Annotated in this window: 24 protein-coding genes; 8 read left to right on the top strand and 16 right to left on the bottom strand. The window is 64.2% G+C overall.

Annotation, left to right across the window (positions count from 1 at the left end; genetic code table 11):
* Window position 1: 1 nt before the first annotated feature.
* Window positions 2–1,912 (bottom strand): potassium transporter Kup, encoded by a 1,911-nt coding sequence (locus P5705_RS00910; protein ID WP_213657938.1) that lies wholly within the window; start codon window positions 1,910–1,912, stop codon window positions 2–4.
* Window positions 1,913–2,147: 235 nt separating this feature from the next.
* On the opposite strand from P5705_RS00910, the gene rimO reads away from it, so the two are divergent.
* The 5 genes from rimO to tsaA all read left to right on the top strand — a co-directional run bounded on the left by rimO (window position 2,148) and on the right by tsaA (window position 6,069).
* The gene (rimO, locus tag P5705_RS00905; RefSeq protein WP_248917017.1) at window positions 2,148–3,479 is read left to right on the top strand and encodes a 30S ribosomal protein S12 methylthiotransferase RimO; all 1,332 of its coding nucleotides are present in this window, start codon (window positions 2,148–2,150) and stop codon (window positions 3,477–3,479) included.
* A gap of 85 nt (window positions 3,480–3,564) precedes the next feature.
* Window positions 3,565–4,023 carry a GNAT family N-acetyltransferase gene (locus P5705_RS00900; protein ID WP_277459049.1) on the top strand — a complete coding sequence of 153 codons (459 nt, stop codon included), beginning with the start codon at window positions 3,565–3,567 and terminating at the stop codon, window positions 4,021–4,023.
* A 121-nt stretch (window positions 4,024–4,144) separates the two neighbouring features.
* Window positions 4,145–4,855: an rRNA pseudouridine synthase gene (locus P5705_RS00895; RefSeq protein ID WP_277459047.1), complete on the top strand. Its 711-nt coding sequence runs from the start codon at window positions 4,145–4,147 to the stop codon at window positions 4,853–4,855.
* Between the two features lie 50 nt (window positions 4,856–4,905).
* Window positions 4,906–5,367: a DUF1456 family protein gene (locus P5705_RS00890; RefSeq protein WP_277459046.1), complete on the top strand. Its 462-nt coding sequence runs from the start codon at window positions 4,906–4,908 to the stop codon at window positions 5,365–5,367.
* A 6-nt stretch (window positions 5,368–5,373) separates the two neighbouring features.
* Window positions 5,374–6,069, top strand: coding sequence for a tRNA (N6-threonylcarbamoyladenosine(37)-N6)-methyltransferase TrmO (gene tsaA / locus P5705_RS00885; protein ID WP_277459045.1), 696 nt, complete (start codon window positions 5,374–5,376; stop codon window positions 6,067–6,069).
* Between the two features lie 113 nt (window positions 6,070–6,182).
* Here the strand turns inward: tsaA and fpr are convergent, their stop codons facing one another.
* Entirely contained in the window at window positions 6,183–6,962 is a 780-nt protein-coding gene (gene fpr / locus P5705_RS00880) for a ferredoxin-NADP reductase (protein WP_011535180.1), read from the bottom strand.
* Between the two features lie 120 nt (window positions 6,963–7,082).
* Between fpr and finR the strand changes: the two genes are divergently transcribed.
* The gene (gene finR / locus P5705_RS00875) at window positions 7,083–8,009 is read left to right on the top strand and encodes a LysR family transcriptional regulator FinR (RefSeq protein WP_277459043.1); all 927 of its coding nucleotides are present in this window, start codon (window positions 7,083–7,085) and stop codon (window positions 8,007–8,009) included.
* Window positions 8,010–8,012: 3 nt separating this feature from the next.
* Here the strand turns inward: finR and P5705_RS00870 are convergent, their stop codons facing one another.
* From P5705_RS00870 to P5705_RS00860, 3 genes are all read right to left on the bottom strand, one after another.
* Window positions 8,013–8,378: a diacylglycerol kinase gene (locus P5705_RS00870; protein WP_011535182.1), complete on the bottom strand. Its 366-nt coding sequence runs from the start codon at window positions 8,376–8,378 to the stop codon at window positions 8,013–8,015.
* 75 nt (window positions 8,379–8,453) lie between these two features.
* Window positions 8,454–9,104 carry a response regulator transcription factor ErdR gene (gene erdR / locus P5705_RS00865; RefSeq protein ID WP_213657945.1) on the bottom strand — a complete coding sequence of 217 codons (651 nt, stop codon included), beginning with the start codon at window positions 9,102–9,104 and terminating at the stop codon, window positions 8,454–8,456.
* 257 nt (window positions 9,105–9,361) lie between these two features.
* The gene (locus tag P5705_RS00860) at window positions 9,362–10,072 is read right to left on the bottom strand and encodes a tRNA-uridine aminocarboxypropyltransferase (RefSeq protein WP_277459041.1); all 711 of its coding nucleotides are present in this window, start codon (window positions 10,070–10,072) and stop codon (window positions 9,362–9,364) included.
* 214 nt (window positions 10,073–10,286) lie between these two features.
* Here P5705_RS00860 and P5705_RS00855 point away from each other — a divergent pair, with 214 nt between their 5' ends.
* Window positions 10,287–10,709, top strand: a complete 423-nt coding sequence (locus tag P5705_RS00855; protein WP_240063787.1) for a quorum-sensing-regulated virulence factor family protein — start codon at window positions 10,287–10,289, stop codon at window positions 10,707–10,709.
* Between the two features lies 1 nt (window position 10,710).
* On the opposite strand, the gene P5705_RS00850 is transcribed toward P5705_RS00855, so the two are convergent.
* Window positions 10,711–10,917, bottom strand: a complete 207-nt coding sequence (locus P5705_RS00850) for a hypothetical protein (protein WP_213657948.1) — start codon at window positions 10,915–10,917, stop codon at window positions 10,711–10,713.
* A gap of 306 nt (window positions 10,918–11,223) precedes the next feature.
* Here P5705_RS00850 and P5705_RS00845 point away from each other — a divergent pair, with 306 nt between their 5' ends.
* Window positions 11,224–12,342 (top strand): LOG family protein, encoded by a 1,119-nt coding sequence (locus P5705_RS00845; RefSeq protein ID WP_277459039.1) that lies wholly within the window; start codon window positions 11,224–11,226, stop codon window positions 12,340–12,342.
* Window positions 12,343–12,393: 51 nt separating this feature from the next.
* Here the strand turns inward: P5705_RS00845 and recX are convergent, their stop codons facing one another.
* From recX to P5705_RS00795, 10 genes are all read right to left on the bottom strand, one after another.
* Window positions 12,394–12,861: a recombination regulator RecX gene (gene recX, locus P5705_RS00840; protein ID WP_277459038.1), complete on the bottom strand. Its 468-nt coding sequence runs from the start codon at window positions 12,859–12,861 to the stop codon at window positions 12,394–12,396.
* A gap of 8 nt (window positions 12,862–12,869) precedes the next feature.
* A complete protein-coding gene (recA, locus tag P5705_RS00835) occupies window positions 12,870–13,937 on the bottom strand; it encodes a recombinase RecA (RefSeq protein WP_240063791.1) in 1,068 nt (355 codons plus the stop codon).
* 104 nt (window positions 13,938–14,041) lie between these two features.
* Window positions 14,042–14,524: a CinA family protein gene (locus P5705_RS00830; protein WP_277459036.1), complete on the bottom strand. Its 483-nt coding sequence runs from the start codon at window positions 14,522–14,524 to the stop codon at window positions 14,042–14,044.
* Between the two features lie 41 nt (window positions 14,525–14,565).
* On the bottom strand, window positions 14,566–15,066 hold the full coding sequence (locus P5705_RS00825) for a lysis system i-spanin subunit Rz (protein WP_277459035.1): 501 nt from the start codon (window positions 15,064–15,066) through the stop codon (window positions 14,566–14,568).
* Window positions 15,060–15,611: a glycoside hydrolase family 19 protein gene (locus P5705_RS00820; protein WP_277459034.1), complete on the bottom strand. Its 552-nt coding sequence runs from the start codon at window positions 15,609–15,611 to the stop codon at window positions 15,060–15,062. The genes P5705_RS00825 and P5705_RS00820 overlap by 7 nt, the downstream gene beginning before the upstream one ends.
* A complete protein-coding gene (locus P5705_RS00815; protein ID WP_277459032.1) occupies window positions 15,598–15,807 on the bottom strand; it encodes a Com family DNA-binding transcriptional regulator in 210 nt (69 codons plus the stop codon). Before P5705_RS00815 ends, P5705_RS00820 begins: the two co-directional genes overlap by 14 nt.
* 149 nt (window positions 15,808–15,956) lie before the next feature.
* Window positions 15,957–16,991 carry a phage late control D family protein gene (locus P5705_RS00810; protein WP_277459031.1) on the bottom strand — a complete coding sequence of 345 codons (1,035 nt, stop codon included), beginning with the start codon at window positions 16,989–16,991 and terminating at the stop codon, window positions 15,957–15,959.
* Between the two features lie 19 nt (window positions 16,992–17,010).
* Window positions 17,011–17,217, bottom strand: coding sequence for a tail protein X (locus P5705_RS00805; protein ID WP_277459029.1), 207 nt, complete (start codon window positions 17,215–17,217; stop codon window positions 17,011–17,013).
* Complete coding sequence (locus tag P5705_RS00800) at window positions 17,192–18,037, bottom strand: phage tail protein (protein ID WP_277459028.1); 846 nt, start codon at window positions 18,035–18,037, stop codon at window positions 17,192–17,194. The genes P5705_RS00805 and P5705_RS00800 overlap by 26 nt, the downstream gene beginning before the upstream one ends.
* A gap of 9 nt (window positions 18,038–18,046) precedes the next feature.
* Window positions 18,047–20,356, bottom strand: coding sequence for a hypothetical protein (locus tag P5705_RS00795; protein WP_277459026.1), 2,310 nt, complete (start codon window positions 20,354–20,356; stop codon window positions 18,047–18,049).
* Between the last annotated feature and the right edge of the window lie 39 nt (window positions 20,357–20,395).

Raw genomic sequence — 20,395 nt, 5'->3', positions numbered from 1 at the left:
CTCAAATCTCGACCTGAGTCCCCAACTCGATCACCCGGTTCAATGGCAAATTGAAGAACCTCAGGTTGCCGTTGGCGTTCTTCAGCAGGAACGCGAACAGGTTCCCCCGCCACCGCGACATCCCTTCAAGACGCGATGCGATCACCGTCTCACGGCTGAGGAAGTAGGTGGTGCGCATCGGGCTGAAGTCCAGATCGTCCAGATGGCACAGTTTCAACGCCGCCGGCACATCCGGCTCGTCCATGAAGCCGAAGTGCAACAGCACCCGGAAGAACCCGTCACCATAGGCTTCGACCTCGAAACGCTCATGCTCCGGCACCCGCGGCCGATCCTCGCTGACCACCGTCAGCAGCACCACCTGGCTGTGCAGCACCTGGTTATGCAACATGTTGTGCAGCAGCGCGTGTGGCACGGCATCGGCCCGAGCGGTGAGGAACACGGCCGTGCCCTCGACCCGGTGCGGCGGCTGCACCCGGATGCTGCTGATGAACACCGGTAGCGGTAGCGCGCCTTCGTCGATGCGGTCGACGAGGATCTGCTTGCCGCGTTTCCAGGTGCTCATCAGCACGAACAGCACGATCCCCGCCAGCACCGGGAAGGCACCGCCCTGGACGATCTTCGGCACGTTGGCGGCGAAGAACAGCCCGTCGACCAGCAGGAAGCCCACCAGCAGCGGCACCGCCAACACCGGTGGCCACTTCCACAACAGCAGCATGACCGCCGACACCAGGATGGTGGTCATCAACATGGTGCCGGTCACCGCCACGCCATAGGCGGCGGCCAGGGCGCCAGAGGATTCGAAGCCGATCACCAGCAGCACCACGCCGACCATCAGCGTCCAGTTCACCGCGCCGATGTAGATCTGCCCCTGCTCGTCGCTGGAGGTGTGCTGGATCTGCATGCGCGGCACATAGCCCAGCTGGATGGCTTGACGAGTCAGGGAGAAGGCCCCGGAGATAACCGCTTGCGAAGCAATCACCGTGGCCATGGTGGCCAAGCCGACCAGCGGCAGCAACGCCCAGCTCGGCGCCAGCAGGTAGAACGGGTTGCGCGCGGCCTCCGGGTTCTGCAGCAGGATCGCGCCCTGACCAAAGTAGTTGAGCACCAGGGCCGGCAGCACCAGGGCGAACCAGGCGCGGGCGATCGGCTTGCGGCCGAAGTGGCCCATGTCGGCGTACAGCGCCTCGGCACCGGTCAGCGCCAGCACCACCGCGCCAAGAATGGCCACGCCCATGCCTGGGTGGACAATGAAGAAGTTCAGCGCCCAGCCCGGATTGAAGGCCTTGAGCACTTCCGGGCTCTGCGAGATGCCGTGCACACCCAGCGCCCCCAGCACCACGAACCAGGTGACCATGATCGGGCCGAACAGCTTGCCGATCTTCTCGGTGCCGTGCTTCTGCACCAGGAACAGCGCCACCAGCACCACCAGCGAGATCGGTACCACCCAGTGGTCGATGCCCTCGAAGGCCAGGCCCATGCCCTCCACCGCCGACAGCACCGACACCGCCGGGGTGATCATGCTGTCGCCGTAGAACAGCGAGGCGCCGACCAGGCCGCAGCCAACCATCAGCGCCCGCAGCTTCGGATACTCCGCCGTCGCCCGCCGCGCCAGCGCGGTAAGCGCCATGGTGCCGCCCTCGCCCTGGTTGTCGGCGCGCAGGATGAACATCACGTATTTGAACGACACCACCCACAGCAGCGACCACAGGATCAGCGACAGGATGCCCAGCACCCCGTCGTGGTTGACCTGTACGCCATAGCCACCGGTAAAGACCTCTTTGAGGGTGTACAACGGGCTGGTGCCGATATCGCCATAGACCACCCCGACCGCTGCCACGAGCAGGCCCAGCGACCGCGCCGCCCCCTGCTTGCCTTCGTGCCCGCCCTCGGCGTGACTGCTTGCCTGAACCATCGACCACTCCCGAGAAGGCCCTAACAGACCAATAGAATCCTCACCCGCGCCAGGGCATGCCAGCCACCCGGACGCAACGGCGCGAAGCATAGCGCAGCGTTCGTCGCTTTTCTGCTGGTAAAGCGACCTTGTGCTCGCTAGAATTGCGCACTTTTTGATCAGAGGCGCCCAAAGCGCCCTCCAGGATCGCCCCCGTTACCGGCCGGGCGACCTGTATTCAATACCGAGGTTAGCCATGTCCACCACTCCCGCCACCCCGAAGGTCGGCTTCGTTTCCCTGGGTTGCCCCAAGGCCCTGGTCGATTCCGAACGCATCCTGACCCAGCTGCGCATGGAGGGCTACGAAGTCGTGCCCACCTACGAAGACGCCGACGTGGTGGTGGTCAACACCTGCGGCTTCATCGACAGCGCCAAGGCCGAGTCGCTGGAAGTGATCGGCGAGGCGATCAAGGAGAACGGCAAGGTCATCGTCACCGGCTGCATGGGTGTCGAGGAAGGCAGCATCCGTGACGTGCACCCGAGCGTGCTGTCGGTCACCGGCCCGCAGCAGTACGAGCAGGTGGTCAACGCCGTGCACGAGGTGGTCCCCCCACGCCAGGACCACAACCCGCTGATCGACCTGGTGCCGCCCCAAGGCGTCAAGCTGACCCCGCGCCACTACGCCTACCTGAAGATTTCCGAAGGTTGCAACCACAGCTGCAGCTTCTGCATCATCCCGTCGATGCGCGGCAAGCTGGTCAGCCGCCCGGTCGGTGAAGTGCTGAGCGAGGCTGAACGCCTGGTCAAGGCCGGCGTCAAGGAGATCCTGGTGATCTCCCAGGACACCAGCGCCTACGGTGTCGACGTCAAGTACAAGACCGACTTCTGGAACGGTCGCCCGGTCAAGACCCGCATGCTCGAGCTGTGCGAGGCCCTGAGCAGCCTGGGCGCCTGGGTGCGCCTGCACTATGTCTACCCGTACCCCAACGTCGACGACGTGATCCCGCTGATGGCCGCGGGCAAGATCCTGCCGTACCTGGACATCCCGTTCCAGCACGCCAGCCCCAAGGTGCTCAAGTCGATGAAGCGCCCGGCCTTCGAAGACCGCACCCTGGCGCGCATCAAGAACTGGCGCGAACAGTGCCCGGACCTGGTGATCCGCTCGACCTTCATCGTCGGTTTCCCCGGCGAGACCGAGGAAGACTTCCAGTACCTGCTCGACTGGCTGACCGAAGCCCAGCTCGACCGCGTCGGTTGCTTCCAGTATTCGCCGGTCGAAGGCGCCCCGGCCAACGACCTGGGCCTGGAAGAAGTGCCGGATGACGTCAAGCAGGCGCGTTGGGACCGCTTCATGGCCCACCAGCAGGCGATCAGTGCCGCTCGCCTGCAGCAGCGCATCGGCAAGGAGATCGAAGTGCTGATCGACGAAGTCGAGGAGCAGGGCTCGGTCGGCCGCAGCTTCTTCGACGCGCCGGAGATCGACGGCAGCGTGTTCATCGATGGCGACCATGGCTTCAAACCAGGCGACAAGGTCCGTTGCCGCATCGTCGATGCCGATGAATACGACATGTGGGCCGAGCCCATCTGAACGATGCCCACCTGAAGATACCCCGCCCACTGGCGGGGTATTTTTTTGCATCTATGTTTTCCTCAATGGCCCAGAGGATCATCGGATGTCGAGCACCGTCACGCTGCAGACGCCCCACCTGAGCGACTACCCCGAGCTGGTCCGGGTCTGGGAGGCCTCGGTCCGCGCCACTCACGACTTCCTGCCGGATGGCTATATCGTGCTGCTGCGCGAGCACGTGCTCTGCAAATACCTCGACGCCGTGATGCTGGTCTGCTGCAAGGACAGCAGGCGGCGCATCCTCGGTTTTGCCGGTGTGGCAAACGGCCGCGTCGACATGCTCTTCGTCGCGCCCGATTACCGCGGCCAGGGCATCGGCCGGCGCTTGCTGCGGCATGCGGTAAACGAACTCAACGCCGAGCGACTGGACGTCAACGAGCAAAACCCACAGGCCTTGGGCTTCTACCTGCATGAAGGCTTCGAGGTGTATGGGCGCTCGGAAACAGACGGCCTTGGGCAGCCCTATCCCCTACTGCATATGAGGCTTGTTCGTACAACGCCCTAGGACCTCTCCCAACGAAACCGTCTCCCCTCTCCTAAAAGGCGGAAATGACATCGATTTGCAGCCGCAGGCCTGCTCGGGCAGGTACAATGGAAACTTTCCCTGCCTCGTGAAACCCGTGTCCATGTCCGAACCCATTCGCCTTTCCAAACGCCTCATCGAACAGCTTGGCTGCTCCCGCCGAGAGGCCGAACTGTACATAGAAGGCGGTTGGGTCACGGTCGACGGCGTGGTGATCGAGCAACCGCAATTCAAGGTCGCCGACCAGCGCGTCGAACTGTTGCCCGGCGCCCGCGCCGAAACCCTGGAGCCTGTGACGCTCCTGCTCAACCAGCAGGCGGGCCAGGACACGACAGCCGCCCAGGCCAGCATGACCATGGCCAGCCTCAGTGAAGCGCACCGCGAAGGCGTGCGCCCGCTGCACGGGCATTTTGCCCGCCAGGCTTGCGTCGCTCCGCTGCTACCCGGCGCCACCGGCCTGCAGCTGTTCACCCAGGACTGGCGGGTAACCCGCAAGCTCGACGCCGACCTGCGCCGCATGGAGCAGGAATACATCGTCCAGGTCAGCGGCCAAGCCAAGCCCGGGGCACTGGAGCGTCTCGCCCGCGGCGTCGAGCGCAAGGGCGTGGAGCTGCCACGGGCCAAGGCCAGCTGGCAGAACGAACAGCACTTGCGCATGGTCCTGAAGAACCCGCAACCGGGGCTGATCGAGCAACTGTGCGAGACCGCTGGGCTGAAGGTCCTGGCCATGCGCCGCATCCGCCTGGGCGGCGTGTCGATGGGCAAGCTTGTGCCTGGGCAGTGGCGCTATCTAGCCGCCACCGAACGTTTCTAGCCTCACCGTCGCGCCCCGACTGGCGCGGCACCTGAACAGGATTTGCTGCAATGAACCACAACGATGTACTGCGCAGCCTGCGCTACATGCTCAAGGCCAACGACCAGAAGATGGCCGAGATCCTCAAGCTCTCCGGCCTGGAGGTCACCGCCGAGGCCATCGCCGGCTACGTGAAGAAGGAAGAAGAACCGGGCTTCGTACGCTGCCCGGAAAAAGTCATGGCGCATTTTCTCGACGGCCTGGTGATCCACCGTCGCGGGCGTGACGACAGCCGTGCGCCGCAACCCATCGAAGTGCCAGTGACCAACAACACCGTGCTGAAGAAACTGCGGGTGGCTTTTGAATTGAAGGAAGACGACCTGCACGCGGTACTCAAGTCGGTGAACTTCCCGGTCTCGAAACCTGAGCTCAGCGCCCTGTTCCGCAAGGTCGGCCATGACAACTACCGCCCCTGCGGCGACCAGTTGCTGCGCAACTTCCTCAAGGGCCTGACACTTCGCGTGCGCGGCTGACGGGCGATGCAGCATACGGTCTCGCCGGTCGGCATTGTCCGCTCCTGCTTCAAGGAGAAGTTCGCCATCCCGCGCCAACCGCAGCTGGCGCCCGCTGCCCGTGGTGTGCTGGAGCTGTTGCCACCGTTCGACAATGGCGATGCTGTGGCGGGCCTGGAGCAGGTCAGCCATGTCTGGCTGCTGTTCCTCTTCCATGAAGCGCTGGAGGACAAGCCACGGCTGAAAGTACGGCCACCCCGCCTGGGGGGCAACAAGAGCATGGGGGTGTTTGCCACCCGGGCCACCCACCGTCCCAACGGCATCGGGCAGTCGGTGGTACGCCTTGAGGGCGTCGAGCCCGGGCGTTTGCTGCTATCGGGTATCGACCTGCTGGACGGTACTCCCGTACTGGATATCAAACCTTATGTGCCCTATGCCGACAGTATTGCCGGTGCGAGCAACCTGATGGCCAACGATGCACCGGAGGCCATCGCCGTCGAATGGTGCGAGAGCGCTCTACCCCAGGCCCGCGATCATGCACAACGCCTGCAAGAACCGTTGGTGGAACTGATCGAGCAGTGCCTGGCGCAAGACCCACGTCCCGCCTACCAGGTGCCACCGGCAGAACGGGTTTACGGGGTGAAGTTCTGGGATGTGCAGATCAGGTGGCATTACCCGCAGCCGGATCGGATCCGGGTGCTGGAAGTGGTCCGGGAAGGCTGAACCCTTTCGCCGGCAAGCCGGCTCCTACAAGGGCCCTGTATGGCAACCGCGATCTCGCAGGCATAAAAAAACGCAGGCTCACGCCTGCGTTTTTGCGTTTACCGAAGTTCGCCTTACTTCTCGACGAACGCACGCTCGATCAGGTAGTCACCCGGCTCGCGCATGCGCGGGGAGATCTTCAGGCCGAAGCTGTCGAGCACTTCGCTGGTCTCGTCGAGCATGCTCGGGCTGCCGCAGATCATCGCACGGTCGTCCTGCGGGTTGATCGGTGGCAGGCCGATGTCGCTGAACAGCTTGCCGCTGCGCATCAGGTCGGTCAGGCGACCCTGGTTCTCGAAGGGTTCGCGGGTCACGGTCGGGTAGTAGATCAGCTTGTCACGCACGGACTCGCCGAAGAACTCGTTCTGCGGCAGGTGCTCGGTGATGAACTCGCGGTAGGCGACTTCGTTCACGTAGCGCACGCCGTGGACCAGGATCACCTTCTCGAAGCGCTCGTAGGTTTCCGGATCCTGGATGACGCTCATGAACGGCGCCAGGCCAGTGCCGGTGCTCAGCAGGTACAGGTGCTTGCCCGGGTTCAGGTCGTCGAGCACCAGGGTACCGGTGGGCTTCTTGCTGATGATGATCTCGTCGCCTTCCTTCAGGTGCTGCAGCTGGGAGGTCAGCGGGCCATCCGGCACCTTGATGCTGAAGAACTCCAGGTGCTCTTCCCAGTTCGGCGAGGCGATCGAATAGGCGCGCATGAGCGGACGGCCGCTGTCCTGCTGCAGGCCGATCATCACGAACTGACCGTTCTCGAAGCGCAGGCCCGGGTCGCGGGTGCACTTGAAGCTGAACAGGGTGTCGTTCCAGTGGTGCACACTGAGGACACGTTCGTGGTTCATGTTGCTCATCTAAGGGGCTCCTGAAGAAAGACGCGGCGCGCGCAAGACGCGCAGTTGCGCGATAGTTTAGGGGCAGCGACAATATCTGTTAACTGAATTATCAAGATATGTGTTATCGGTTATATAGATATGCGATTCACACTCCGTCAACTCCAGGTCTTCGTCGCCGTCGCCCAGCACCAGAGCGTGTCCCGGGCCGCCGGCGTGCTGGCCTTGTCACAATCGGCCGCCAGCACCTCTATCACCGAACTGGAGCGGCAATCCAGCTGCCAATTGTTCGACCGCGCCGGCAAGCGCCTGAGCCTCAATGCCCTGGGCCATCAGTTGCTGCCCCAGGCCGTCGCCCTGCTCGACCAAGCCAAGGAAATCGAGGACTTGCTCAACGGCAAGTCGGGGTTTGGCTCTCTGGCGGTCGGCGCCACCCTGACCATCGGCAATTACCTGGCCACCCTGCTGATCGGCAGCTTCATGCAGGTGCACCCTGAAAGCCAGGTCAAGCTGCACGTGCAGAACACCGCACATATCGTGCATCAGGTTGCCCACTACGAAATTGACCTGGGTCTAATCGAAGGCGATTGCAACCATCCCGACCTCGAAGTGCAGCCTTGGGTGGAGGATGAACTGGTGGTGTTCTGCGCCCCGCAGCATCCATTGGCCAAGGTCGGCCAAGCTGGCATAGAGCAACTCGCCAATGAAGCGTGGATTCTTCGTGAACAGGGATCAGGCACCCGGTTGACCTTCGACCAAGCCATGCGCCATCACCGCGCCAACCTGAACATCCGCCTGGAGCTGGAGCACACCGAAGCGATCAAGCGCGCGGTCGAGTCTGGCTTGGGGATTGGTTGCATCTCACGTCTGGCGCTGCGTGACGCCTTCCGACGCGGCAGCCTGGTGCCGGTGGAAACCCCGGCACTGGACCTGTTGCGGCAGTTCTACTTCATCTGGCACAAACAGAAGTACCAGACCTCGGCCATGCGCGAGTTTCTTGAGTTGTGCCGCAGCTTCACAGCAGGCGTAGGGCGCAGTGACGAAATCGTCCTGCCGCCGATCGCTTGAGCGCTAGCCCAGCAGGATCACGCCCCAGACCACGGCCACCATGCTCATTGCCACCAGTTGCGCGGCGCTGCCCATGTCCTTGGCGTTCTTCGACAAGGGGTGGCGCTCCAGGGAGATGCGGTCGATGGCCGCCTCGACGGCGGAGTTCAACAACTCCACGATCAGCCCCAGCAAGCACACGGCAATGAGGATGGCCCGCTCCACGCGGCTGACCGGCAACCAGAAGGCCGTCGGGATCAGCAGTACATTGAGCAGCACCAGCTGGCGGAAGGCGGCCTCGCCCTTGAAGGCGGTGCGCAGGCCATCCAGCGAGTAGCCGGCGGCGTTGAAGATGCGTTTGAGGCCGGTCTGGCCCTTGAATGGCGACATGGGTGCGTCACTTCACCGTTGAAAGGCCTGAAGGCTAGTTCAGTTCGAGTCAAAAAAGCGTGAACGTTCGGGCACTTAGCTGCCCGAAACCGATTCAAGTTGTTGCAGCAACAACGCCGCCTGGGTTCGCGTGCGCACACCCAGCTTGCGGAAGATCGCCGTCACATGGGCCTTGATGGTCGCCTCCGAGACATTCAACTCGTAGGCGATCTGCTTGTTCAACAGGCCTTCACAAACCATGGTCAGCACACGGAACTGCTGGGGCGTGAGGCTTGCCAGGCCTTCGCTGGCGGCCTTGGCTTCGGCCGATACATCGACCTTTTCGAACGCCTGCGGCGGCCACCAGACATCGCCGTCGAGCACGTTGCGCACCGCTTCCTGGATCTTGCTCAGCTCGCTGGACTTGGGGATGAAACCACTGGCGCCGAACTCGCGGGACTTCACCACGACCGCTGCCTCCTCCTGGGCCGAGACCATCACCACCGGGATCTGCGGGTACTGCCCGCGCAACAGGACCAGGCCAGAGAAACCGTAGGCACCGGGCATGTTCAGGTCCAGCAGGACCAGGTCCCAGTCGGCTTTCTCGGTCAGGCTGGTTTCCAGTTCGGCGATGCTCGCCACCTCCACCAGGCGCACATCCGGGCCCAAGCCGAGGGTAACGGCCTGGCGCAGTGCGCTACGGAACAGCGGGTGGTCATCGGCAATCAGGATTTCGTATGTGGCCATCGATCTAGGGATCCTGTTCTGTGCCAGGCACGGGGGTGTGGAATACGCCTGGCGGGCAACTCAAGGCACGAGCGGCAAGGCCGCCGGCCGGGATGGCACGGCGAAGTCCGGGGGTAACGGCAGCTTCGTCATGCCTGAAGCGGCGCCAAGGATGCCGAGCACGCCCCGGGTGGTCAAGCCAATTGCCCGGTCGTCCCCGCCTACCCTGGCTGCCAGCCCGGACAGTATGTACCAATCCGTCACACCTGCCCCTTGGACTATAGGAAGGTATGCAAACGCCGATGCACCTCGTCCTGCTCGTCCAGCGGCAGGCGGCGCTTGCCGCTGAGGTAGTGCAGGCTGAACACATCCAGGTAGGCGTCCAGGGCCTGGGAGGCCTGGTTGTCGCCGGCCAGGTCCAGGCACATGGCCGCCACTTCCGCGGTGCAGAAGTGGTCGTCGCGCTTGGAGCGGCGCAGGCGATAGCGCGACATCTGCTCGGCCTCCAGGCTCAGCACCGGGAAACGGTCCAGGTAGGGGCTCTTGCGGAACATCTTGCGCGCTTCGGTCCAGGTGGCGTCGAGCAGGATAAACAACGGCCGTTTTCCCGGCTGGCGCACGACTTCGTTGACCACCCGTTCCTCGGCCACGAACTCGCCGGGAAAGACAATATACGGCTGCCACTGGGGGTGCTCCAGCAATGCGAGCAGCCCTTCGTCCACCGACGTGCGTAGCCAACCAAAGGCCGAGGTATCCTCGATCAGGTCGGCGATCAGCCAGCCGGTATTGGTCGGTTTCAACGGCTCGGTGTCATGCATCAGCAGGCACACGCCGGACTCGGCCTGCACCCGCGGTTTCCAGGCGCACAGGCAATGGGTGGCGATCACCCGGCAATCCGGGCAACGCTCGGCCCGGGAACCACGGGCGACAAAGGGTTTGATGCTGCGCGCCAGGCGCTCGGCGCGCAGCCGCGCTACCGCGTGGCTCATGGCTGCAGACCTGGGTATTGAAAGAGGATGAACACGGGTACGACTCGGCGGGTAACAAGGCCCCAGTCTACCAGACGGTGTGTCATTTGCCGTGCAGGCGTGCCGAGGGCTCCTTTATAATCACACGCTTTGGCGGCCGGGAAACCCTGCGGTTCCATGGAACGCCGCCCGCCGGCGCAGGTCAAAGCGCCAGTCATCGAACCAGGAGAGATCCATGCTGCGTGTTATTGCCCCGACCCTGAGCCTGCTGCTCGCCCTGCCTCTGGCTGCCCAGGCGGCGTCCAAGCAGGAATACGAGCTGACCCAGATGCTGGAGAAGGTCGCCAAGGAAAGCAGCGTCGGTACCCCACGGGCCATCAACGAAGACATCCTCGACCAGGGTTACACCGTCGAGAAGGGCAAGGCCCTGGTCAATCACCTGAGCGTGCGCGAGAGCCATGCAGAACGCATGCTCGCCAACCCGCAGCAGGTTCGCAGCCAGCTCGGCGATAGCGTCTGCCGCAACAATGGCTACCGCCAGCTGATGTCCAAGGGCGCAGTACTGGTCTACCGCTTTACCGTCTACAAGACCAATCAACCGGTCATGGACCAGGCCTTCGATGCCGCCAGCTGCGCAGCAGGTAACAAGAAGAAGTGATTCAGGCGGTCTGATCACTGTGGCTGGCGCGTAGCGGCTCTTCATCGGCACGCAGCTCCGCCAGCAACGCCTGCACATAGCGCGAGTGGGGCTCGGCGCCCTGCAGACGGCGCAGGCACTCACCCTCCAGGCTCAGATGATGAGCCCGGGCTTCCCGCGCCAGGCACTGCAACAGCTGCCCATCCACCTCGATCACCAGCCGATGCATACCGCACCTCCCCGCCTCGCGTGCAACAGCCCTTCCAGTAAACCAAAGCCTCTGCGGGTTGGACTGCAAACCGACCGACGGCCTGTTCACTTCTGGGGCGGCACGAAGCCCTGCCAGCGTCTAGATTGAAAGCGAGTACCCCACAACGACAACAAGATGGACTTGCCACTGCAACATGGCCTTGAAGGCCTACTGCAATGCCCGAGGCGCACACTCGGGCCACAGCAGCCAGCGACACACGCAGTGTCGCGGCCGGGACACGGTCATTGACCCGGTCAGAGGTTTTGCTGCAGAAGGAGACGTTGAATGCCCTACCAAACGAACGAACGCCTGTTCAACCATTTCAGGGACAACGGTATCGACCTGAGCCATATCGACTCACAGTTGCAACTGGTCGCGCCGAACAGCCCCAACCTGCCGCTGTACCGCGACATGATGCTGACCATCCTGCGCATGGCCCACGACGACAGTAACCGCTGGAATGCCAAGATCACCCTGCAGGCCCTGCGCGAACTCGATCATTCGTTCCGCACGCTGGAACGCTACAAAGGGCGGCGCAAGGTCACCGTGTTCGGCTCGGCACGCACCCCGCTCGAACACCCGATGTATGCCCTGGCCCGTGAACTGGGAGCGACCCTGGCGCGCTCGGACCTGATGGTCATCACCGGCGCAGGGGGCGGCATCATGGCCGCCGCCCATGAAGGCGCGGGTACCGAACACAGCCTGGGGTTCAACATCACCCTGCCCTTCGAACAACACGCCAACGCCACGGTCGACGGCACCGACAAGCTGCTACCGTTCCATTTCTTCTTTATTCGCAAGCTGTTCTTCGTCAAGGAAGCCGACGCCCTGGTGCTGTGCCCGGGTGGGTTCGGCACCCTCGACGAAGCCCTTGAAGTGCTCACGCTCATCCAGACCGGCAAGAGCCCACTGGTGCCCGTGGTGCTGCTGGACTCGCCCGGTGGCAGCTTCTGGCGAGACTGTCTCGATTTCATCAGCAAACAGCTGGAAGAGAACCGCTACATCCTGCCCAGCGACCTGAAGCTGCTGCGCCTGGTGCACAGCGCCGATGAGGCAGTGGAGGAAATCAATCAGTTCTACAGCAACTACCACTCCAGCCGCTGGCTGAAGAACCAATTCGTGATTCGCATGCTCCATCGCCTGAGCGAAGCGGCGCTGCACGACATCGAGGAAGGGTTCGCCGACCTGCGCCTGAGTGGCAGGTTCCACCAGCAAGCAGACAGTGGCACCGAACACGAAGAAGGCAATTTCAGCCACCTGACGCGCCTGACCTTCGCCTTCAACGGGCGCGATCAGGGGCGCTTGCGTGAGCTGGTGGACTTCATCAACCTGCCGGAAAACTGGGCCAAGCCCCAGCCCATACACACCACTCAGCGAGCACGGGAAGCCTTGAAAGTCAGCTGAACGCAAAATGGCCCGCAGCGCTGCCCGGTTCAAGGGCAGCCCTGCGGGCCATCAGTCGTGGAGGTCGCGACCGCTGAGCAGGCGCCCGATCATCTCCATGGAAAAACCACGGTAGGCAAGAAAGCGGGTCTGCTGTGCGCGGCTGCGCGGGTCTTGCGGGCGTTGTCCGGCGAACTTGCGCTGCCAGACGTCCTCCAGTCGGGCTGCCCAGTCCACTTCGCTTTCGCGCAGTGCCTGGTCGATATCGCCACGGTCGAGGCCACGCTGGCCAAGCTCCTCGCGAATACGCGCGGGGCCATAACCGGCACTGGAACGATAACGGATGAAACTCTCGAGATAGCGGGCTTCACTGAGCAGGCCTTCTTCGGCGAGCCGATCGAGCGCTGGCTCGATCAGCTCATCCGGTGCGCCACGCTGACGCAACTTGCGGGTCAGCTCGACGCGACCATGCTCGCGTCGAGCGAGCAGGTCCATGGCGGTCCGCCGAACGGCGACGGGGGTGTCGAGTACGGCGGACATGGGGCAGATCAATAACCGGCGTCGGCGTCAGCCATATCGTCGGCATCGGCTTCGGCGGCAGCTGCCTTGGCGGCTGCGGCTACGGCGCCAGAGGTCAGCAGCTTCTCACGGATCTGCTTCTCGATCTCGGCGCCAATGGCCGGGTTCTCTTGCAGGTACTTGGCGGCGTTGGCCTTGCCCTGACCGATCTTGTTGCCCTGGTAGCTGTACCAGGCACCGGATTTTTCCACCAGGCCTTGAGTCACGCCCAGGTCGATGATCTCACCGTTGCGGTAGATGCCCTTGCCATAGAGAATCTGGAACTCGGCCTGACGGAAGGGTGGCGAGACCTTGTTCTTGACGATCTTGACGCGGGTTTCGCTACCGACCACCTCGTCGCCTTCCTTGACAGCGCCGGTACGGCGAATGTCCAGGCGCACAGAGGCGTAGAACTTCAGGGCGTTACCGCCGGTGGTGGTTTCCGGGCTGCCGAACATCACGCCGATCTTCATGCGGATCTGGTTGATGAAAATGACCAGGCAGTTGGCGTTCTTGATGTTGCCGGTGATCTTGCGCAAGGCCTGGGACATCAGGCGGGCCTGCAGGCCAACGTGCATGTCGCCCATCTCGCCTTCGATCTCGGCTTTCGGTACCAGGGCAGCCACGGAGTCGACGATGATCACGTCGACCGCGTTGGAGCGCACCAGCATGTCGGTGATTTCCAGCGCTTGTTCGCCGGTGTCCGGCTGGGAGACCAGCAGGTCGTCGACGTTGACACCCAGCTTGCCGGCATACTCAGGGTCGAGGGCGTGTTCGGCGTCGACGAAGGCGCAGGTGGCGCCGTTCTTCTGGGCTTCGGCGATGACCGACAGCGTCAGCGTGGTTTTACCGGAGGATTCCGGGCCGTAGATCTCGACGATACGGCCCTTGGGCAGGCCGCCGATGCCGAGGGCGATGTCCAGGCCCAGGGAACCGGTGGAGATGGCGGGGATGGCCTGGCGCTCGTGATCGCCCATGCGCATGACGGCGCCCTTGCCGAATTGGCGTTCGATTTGACCCAGGGCCGCAGCCAAGGCGCGCTTCTTGTTGTCGTCCATTGAAATCCTCACGTGATCGACTTGGCCCTGACGGCCGGAACAACTGTATAAGTAGCCAGTATTATTCCACAGGGATTCGTTTCCGCAAACCCCCACCGGGCGATTTACTCCGCGCCAAGCTGTAACAAGCCGTCTAGCGCGGCGATCACCGTCTGTCGGCGCACCGCTTCGCGGTCGCCTTCGAAGTGGCGGCGCTCGCTGATCACGTGCCCGCCATCGGCCCAGGCCAGCCATACCGTGCCCACAGGCTTGGCCGGCGAGCCGCCGTCGGGCCCGGCCACGCCGCTGACCGCCACGGCGAAGCGCGCACCACTGGCCGCCCGGGCACCGCGCACCATCGCTTCGACCACTTCCTGGCTGACGGCGCCTACCTGGGCGAACAGCGCTTCGGGTACATCGAGCTGGCGGGTCTTCTGGGCGTTGGAGTAAGTGACATAGCCGGCCTCGAACCAGGCCGAACTGCCGGGGATGCGGGTAATGGCCTCGGCGATGCCGCCGCCGGTGCAGGATTCGGCGGTGCTCACCTGGGCGTTCAAGTGCCGCAGGTGTGCGCCCAGGCGGGCGGAAAGCGTGGTGATCGGGTCCATTTTCTAGCTCCTGGCAAGATTGCGCCCTACCCTACCACCCTTCACGGCGCCAATGCGCGGACGTAGGCCTGGCAGGCGCGCAGGGCGATCAGTCCGCGGTCGCCGTCGTCGGTGATGGCGACAATTCGTCGAGCATGCGCCGGGTCAAGTCGGGCGCGTACGGCGCCATGATCCACGCCACCGGTGGCGGTGGTGGCAGGCACTGCGGCGCAGCCGGCGTCGCGTTCGACCAGGACCGACAGCCGAAGGTCGGCAGTAGCAAGGCGATCACGCAGGCGAGCCTGAGTCTGTTGGGCATCGGTAAGCTCCTGGTAATGACGGGTTTCATCGTTGTGCAGGCGTTGCTCGAGCGCCTGTCGCCGGTCGCGCTCGGCAAGCAGCTGTTCATTGAGCGCTTCGACCTGCTCGACCTTCTGCTGCGCCTGCAGCCCCTCGGACTCGGCCAGCAACCGCTCGTAGCGCCAGCCCTGGACCTGCCAGGCCAGTGCCGCGCTAGACAGCACCAGCACGGCGCACAACCCCAGTTGCAGGCGGCTCAACACAGCACCTCACGGGCTCGTTCCCAGATCTCCTGACGGTCGGCCAGGCCATTCAGGCCGCCATTGATATGCCGGGTGATACGGTTGAACTCGCCACGGTCGGCCAAGGCATTGAGCCCCCGCGAATGCCAGAACCAGGCCGCCGATGCGCAAGCCCAGCGCGGCTGCTCGAGCATCTGCGGTTGCGCCAGCAGGCGTTCGTCGCCGAACAGCGCCCGGCTGCAGGCCTGGTAGTTGTTGCGCCCGGTCACCTGGATCAGGCCGCGCCCGCAATAGCGTTGGCCATCGCCGTCGGCCTCCGGCGTGTTGCCCAGGCGCAGGGCCAGGCTACCGGTGTCGTAGCGGGCCAGGTAGCGGTCGCCGCCGAGCTCCTTCACATAGCGCAACTGGCCGGACTCGTGCCCGACCTGGGCGAGGAACGCGGCAACGCGCTTGGGGTGGTCGATCTCCCAATGCTCCATGGCCTGGTTGAGAGCCGGAAGGAAGGTCGCGGCGCGCTGGCCGGCCAGCGGATAGATCTGTTTGAGCTGCTGTTCAGTGAGCGGCATCGGTGTGTTCTCCATTGCAGTCTGATCGAACGGCGGCCAGTGCCGCCAACGGCTCGCTCAATGGCGATGGCTCGAAGCGCGTGGCTTTCACATGATTCAGGGTGCGGCACCGGCCGCACTTGATCTGGAGCTCGGAAACAGGAGTGATGCGGGCCAGCAGTTTTCGGCACTGGCCGCAGCGCAAGTCGATGAACATAGAGAAAATCCTGACAAGCTGGTGTCACGTTCAAAAGGTGGGAAAGGGCGACTTTCCGAAGTAGCGCCTCCATTGCGGCCGACTATAAGAAAGCGCCCATGCCAACCGGCACCGGGAAACCTTCTCCAGGCACCCAGTGGCACCCGCACTCAGGCCTTCAATGCTCCCGCGCGCCTCGGCGCAGAACCCTTTGCCTTGGCCTTGCCCTGGCGCCCGCCGTTGCATTGCACCGTGGTCCGCCAACCACTGCTGGTGAACACCTGCTCCACCGACTCGACCAGATACGCTCCGTCCAGCCCGGCGAGAAAGCCGGTGATCTCGACGCTCCGCTCGGCGAACAGGTCGGTGCGTCCCGGCATGTCCAGACGCACGCTGGCCGTATCCCGGTTGAAGCTGGCCAGGCGCGCCTTGGCGGCCTGTTCCGCAGCCGCACGGTTGGGGTACAGGTGGCGATCGGTGTGCACCGGTTGCAGGCCCTCCGGCGCGTCACCATTGCCCAGTTCGACCACGCTCAACTTGCCGGTGGCCGGGTCCTGGTGGCGAGTGCGCACCGCCTTGTGGGTGCTCTTGTCGGCCAGGCGGAACTGCCACTGGCTGACCTCGTTGCGGGCGATGGTCACTACCCCCAACGCCTTGCCGCTGGCGCTCTGCCCGCCTTGGCGCGGCAGCACCAGCAGTTGGCCATCGGCAAGCTTGGCGGTGCAGTCGTTCTGTCGGGCCAGGCGGGTGATGAAGTTGAAGTCCGACTCGCTGTACTGGTCGACCCGCGGCAACTTGACCGTCACCGGGCAGACCGCCTGCCAGCCATTGCGCGCACCGATCTCGGCGACGATGCGTTGCAGCGTCGCCCCTTCCCAGCTACCGCTGCGGATGGTCTTGCCGGTACCGCGCAGGTCACTGGCCTTGCCGCGAATGACCAGGGTGTCGGGTGGCCCCGACAATTCGACCTCATCGACGGTGTAGCGCCCCAGCCGCGTCAGCGGCTGGCCGGCGTACCCCAGATGAACCTGCAGCACGGCGCCGCGGGCGGGCAACGCCAGGGCGCCGTCGCGGGCATCGATGCGCAGCTCGAAGTCGTCCGACTCCATGCCGGGCTTGTCGGTGGTGCGCAGCAACAGCAGCCGGTCGTTGATCAGCGCGGTGATGTCCTTGCCGTCGGCCTCGATGCGGAAGATCGGTTGCATGGTTCAGGCTCCTTGCCGGTCAGTCCCACAGTTGCACGGTGTTCGCGGCCACCACGGCCAGCACCGGCAACACGATGCGCACCCCGGCGCGAAACGGCTGGGCCTCGTCCGCCAGGCCCTGGTTGGCTTCGAGCACCGCTTCGACCGAACCATCGAGGTGGCCGTAGTAGTGCTGGCAGAGCGTGTCGAGCACGTCGCCTTCAGACGTTGTACAAATCCTGGCCATAGCTCACGAACTCCAGTGAAAACCCTTGTTTGCGCGGGATGCCGCCGGCCAGCAGGGCGCCCTGCTCTTCCTCGATGCTGGTCAGGCACCAGGTGCCGAGCACTTCGCCGTAGCCGGTGGTCAGCGACAGCGGCAACAACTGGCGGCCGATGCTGCGCAGTGTCTGCAACTGGCCCAGGCCGCCCTTGAAGCCGGGGAAGATCGCCCCGCGAATGCTGATGGTCTCTTCACCCAGGCTCACGGCCTGCTGCGCGGTGTCGCGGCTCAGCCGCTCCTGGCCGGCCCAGCGGAAGCGGGTCTGCCGACGTAGGTGGTCGAATGCGGCGGTATCGAGGTTGAAGTAGTAGGGTGCGGCGCCCGCCTTGAGCGGTTGCAGCACCAGCAAGTGCGGGAACGGCTTGACCGCTTCGGCCGCGGGCGTCGCTTCGGGCGCGAAGCCCAGCGTCGACAGCACGCCGTTGACGGTCGAGCGCACCGCCCCAACCACGCGACCGATCGCTGCGCCTGCCTTGGCGGCGTGGGCGGCGAAGCCGTCGATGCGATCACGCACCTGGCGCACCACCGCCACCGCCTGGTCATACTTGGCCACCACCTTGGCGACCCGGGCCTGGGCATTGGTGATTGCGCGCATGGTGCGCTGCAGCTTGGCACCAATGATCGGCCCGACCACCGGCAACCCTTCCAGCTCGCCCACCGCGCCTTGTATATGGCCGATCGCGTCGTTCATGGGATCGAGCATGGCGTCGGCACGCCGACGCCCCGCCTCTCCCGCCTTGACCAGGGCGTGCAGCGTGGCTTGCAGCTGCTCCAGGTAGGTCATGGGTCCTCCTTAAAGTGCGATATGTGGGGTGTCGGCCAGTTGCACCGAGCGGGCCTGGCGCATCAACTCTTCCAACTGGCGACGGGCGATGGCCTCCAGTTGCTGGAGCACAGAGGGATCGTCCAGGCTGTTGCTGAAGGTGACCGGCATGTTGGCGGTGAAGGTGAATTGCTGGTTGATAGGGGCCGGTGGTGTTGCCGCCGATGCAGGCGACGTGGGCATGACCGCTGGCTGCACCGGCGCGCTATCCACAGCTCGCGCAGCTTCACCCAACCCTGGCTTGCCGGGAGGTTCATCCTTGCCTGAGCCCAGTGCCTTGCCCAACCAGCCACCGATGCTCTCCCCACCCATACTGCCCAGCACACCACCGATCAGGCCGCCGATCGCCGTGCCGATCACCGGCACCACCGAACCGATGGCCGCGCCCGCCGCAGCACCGGCCAGACCGCCACCCAGGCCGCCAACGGCGGTACCGTAACCTTCGAGTTTCTGGTCCGCCGTGGCGTCGCTGTTGTAGGTTTCGGCAAGCTGCAGGCCTGTGTCGAGCATGGCGGCGCCCGGAATGCGTTTGAATACCCGCCTTGCTACGGAGGCTTCGGCACCGCTGCTCCCGGCCTTGCCCAGCAGGCCCCCGAAAGCGGTGCCGGCGAGACCGACGGAAGTGCTGGAACTCTGCGATGGCGTGGCCACGGAACTGGCCGAGGCTTGTTCTTGCGCCTCGAACAATGCCGCTTCTTCCTCTGCCTCGCCGATCTCCTCTTCCTCTTCCTCTTCCTCTATTTCCTCCTCATCGTCCTGGCGTGCCAAGCGGGTGGCTGGCCGGCCAGAGGAAGACGCAGGGGCTTTGGCATCCTTGGCGGAAGCATCGTTGGCGGCTGGCGTATCAGAGAACAACCCATAGTACGCCTTGCCTAAGAAACCGCCGACGCCTTCACCGATCAGCTCGCCAATTTCACCACCGTACTTCTGGATCTGTTTGTTCTTGGTCCAGCCCCCCAGCAGTTCCGCGCCCATGTTGCCCAGCGCGCCCCCAAGGGCAGACCCCACGGCCTCGGCCTTGTCCTCGCCGCTTTCCTTGAGCGTGGCCAAGCCAAGATTGGCAACTGCCTTGGCGCCTGCTTTACCAGCGTTCTCCCTGACGCCGCCGGTGATTTCATTTCGCCGCTCGGGGGTGAGACGGTTGTACATCGCCTTCCCGCCCACAGTGAGGGCAGCCCCACCGACAAGCGCGGCACCCGCGTAGAGCGCCCCATTCACGAGTTCGCGGCCACCCTTTGCCGGCCCCTGAGGCTCTGCGCTTGGAGTATCGGGCGCTTTACCCGGTGTGTCCCCCGGCTGCGGACCTGCATCTTCGGACGCAACAACCTTGCCTTGCTCCGACGCATCACGCCGAGAAGGGTCAGTGCTCTTGCCTGATGCTTCGTTGGCGGCCGGCGTGTCAGAGAACCATCCGTACACCGTCTTGCCGAAGAACCCGCCGATGCCTTCGCCGATCATCTCGCCGATTTCACCGCCGTACGCCTGGATTTGCTTGTTCTTGGTCAGGCCGCCCAGCAGTTCCGCACCCAGGTTCCCCAGCACGCCGCCGAGGGCGGCGCCAACCGCCTCGGCCTTGTCCTCGCCGGTTTCCTTGAGCGCGGCCAAACCCAGGTTGGTGATCGCCTTGGCGCCTGCCTTGCCAGCATTTTTCCTGAGGCCGCTGGTGATCTCGCTGCGCCGCTCGGGTGTTTGGCTTTGATACCCCCGGTAAGCCGAGCGCCCGGCGGCGGCGACGGCCACAGTACCGACAGTGGCACCAGCACCGATCACACCCGCCTTCAGCACTGCCAGGCCAGCATTCGCCGACTCCAGGGGCACACGCCCCTGCTCCGCGCCTCGCGCTTCGGGCGAATCCCCCCGAGCGGGGTTCGGTGTCGGGCTCACGCCCTCCAGCAAAGCCGCCTTGCGTTGTTCCAGTGAGGGGCCGGACGTGGTGGCTGCAGCCGTACTGGCAACCACCGCCACCGCGCGTAGCTCCAACGGTTTGCGCCCTAGCGAAAGATAGAGCCTGCGCAAGCGCTCGACCTCATCCCCTTCAAGACGCAGCCGGTCAATCTGCTCTTCGTGCGCCAACGCCTGGTCGATCCCCAGCCGTCTTTCTGCCGCGCCAGTTTTGTCCAGTTCCAAGCCCAGGCGGATGACCTCACCGATCAACCGCCCGAGCCGGGTACCATCGGCCTGCCTGCGCAGCCGTTCCAGCTGTGCACGCAAGGTATCGGATGACCTGCCCAAAGCCTGGCTGCTGGTGACGCCGAGGGTGAACACCTGTGTGTTCGCCATAGGTTCCTCCTTGTCACTCCGCCAGCCACCAGACCATGT

Source organism: Pseudomonas entomophila, assembly GCF_029478665.1.
In the GTDB taxonomy this organism is placed as follows: domain Bacteria; phylum Pseudomonadota; class Gammaproteobacteria; order Pseudomonadales; family Pseudomonadaceae; genus Aquipseudomonas; species Aquipseudomonas entomophila_F.
The sequence above is the reverse complement of the archived record's forward strand: the minus strand, read 5'-3'. Positions and strand labels throughout refer to the sequence as shown.

Bases quoted from the DNA above. Each gene is read 5' to 3' on its own strand.
- recX (WP_277459038.1), bottom strand. From the start codon at position 12,861: ATGTCCGCCGTACTCGACACCCCCGTCGCCGTTCGGCGGACCGCCATG.
- rimO (WP_248917017.1), top strand. From the start codon at position 2,148: ATGTCCACCACTCCCGCCACCCCGAAGGTCGGCTTCGTTTCCCTGGGT.
- P5705_RS00830 (WP_277459036.1), bottom strand. From the start codon at position 14,524: ATGGACCCGATCACCACGCTTTCCGCCCGCCTGGGCGCACACCTGCGG.
- P5705_RS00810 (WP_277459031.1), bottom strand. From the start codon at position 16,991: ATGCAACCGATCTTCCGCATCGAGGCCGACGGCAAGGACATCACCGCG.
- P5705_RS00910 (WP_213657938.1), bottom strand. From the start codon at position 1,912: ATGGTTCAGGCAAGCAGTCACGCCGAGGGCGGGCACGAAGGCAAGCAG.
- recA (WP_240063791.1), bottom strand. From the start codon at position 13,937: ATGGACGACAACAAGAAGCGCGCCTTGGCTGCGGCCCTGGGTCAAATC.
- P5705_RS00860 (WP_277459041.1), bottom strand. From the start codon at position 10,072: ATGAGCCACGCGGTAGCGCGGCTGCGCGCCGAGCGCCTGGCGCGCAGC.
- erdR (WP_213657945.1), bottom strand. From the start codon at position 9,104: ATGGCCACATACGAAATCCTGATTGCCGATGACCACCCGCTGTTCCGT.
- P5705_RS00795 (WP_277459026.1), bottom strand. From the start codon at position 20,356: ATGGCGAACACACAGGTGTTCACCCTCGGCGTCACCAGCAGCCAGGCT.
- P5705_RS00850 (WP_213657948.1), bottom strand. From the start codon at position 10,917: ATGCATCGGCTGGTGATCGAGGTGGATGGGCAGCTGTTGCAGTGCCTG.
- P5705_RS00855 (WP_240063787.1), top strand. From the start codon at position 10,287: ATGCTGCGTGTTATTGCCCCGACCCTGAGCCTGCTGCTCGCCCTGCCT.
- fpr (WP_011535180.1), bottom strand. From the start codon at position 6,962: ATGAGCAACATGAACCACGAACGTGTCCTCAGTGTGCACCACTGGAAC.
- P5705_RS00845 (WP_277459039.1), top strand. From the start codon at position 11,224: ATGCCCTACCAAACGAACGAACGCCTGTTCAACCATTTCAGGGACAAC.
- P5705_RS00815 (WP_277459032.1), bottom strand. From the start codon at position 15,807: ATGTTCATCGACTTGCGCTGCGGCCAGTGCCGAAAACTGCTGGCCCGC.
- P5705_RS00890 (WP_277459046.1), top strand. From the start codon at position 4,906: ATGAACCACAACGATGTACTGCGCAGCCTGCGCTACATGCTCAAGGCC.
- P5705_RS00805 (WP_277459029.1), bottom strand. From the start codon at position 17,217: ATGGCCAGGATTTGTACAACGTCTGAAGGCGACGTGCTCGACACGCTC.
- tsaA (WP_277459045.1), top strand. From the start codon at position 5,374: ATGCAGCATACGGTCTCGCCGGTCGGCATTGTCCGCTCCTGCTTCAAG.
- P5705_RS00800 (WP_277459028.1), bottom strand. From the start codon at position 18,037: ATGACCTACCTGGAGCAGCTGCAAGCCACGCTGCACGCCCTGGTCAAG.
- P5705_RS00895 (WP_277459047.1), top strand. From the start codon at position 4,145: ATGTCCGAACCCATTCGCCTTTCCAAACGCCTCATCGAACAGCTTGGC.
- P5705_RS00870 (WP_011535182.1), bottom strand. From the start codon at position 8,378: ATGTCGCCATTCAAGGGCCAGACCGGCCTCAAACGCATCTTCAACGCC.
- P5705_RS00900 (WP_277459049.1), top strand. From the start codon at position 3,565: ATGTCGAGCACCGTCACGCTGCAGACGCCCCACCTGAGCGACTACCCC.
- P5705_RS00820 (WP_277459034.1), bottom strand. From the start codon at position 15,611: ATGCCGCTCACTGAACAGCAGCTCAAACAGATCTATCCGCTGGCCGGC.
- finR (WP_277459043.1), top strand. From the start codon at position 7,083: ATGCGATTCACACTCCGTCAACTCCAGGTCTTCGTCGCCGTCGCCCAG.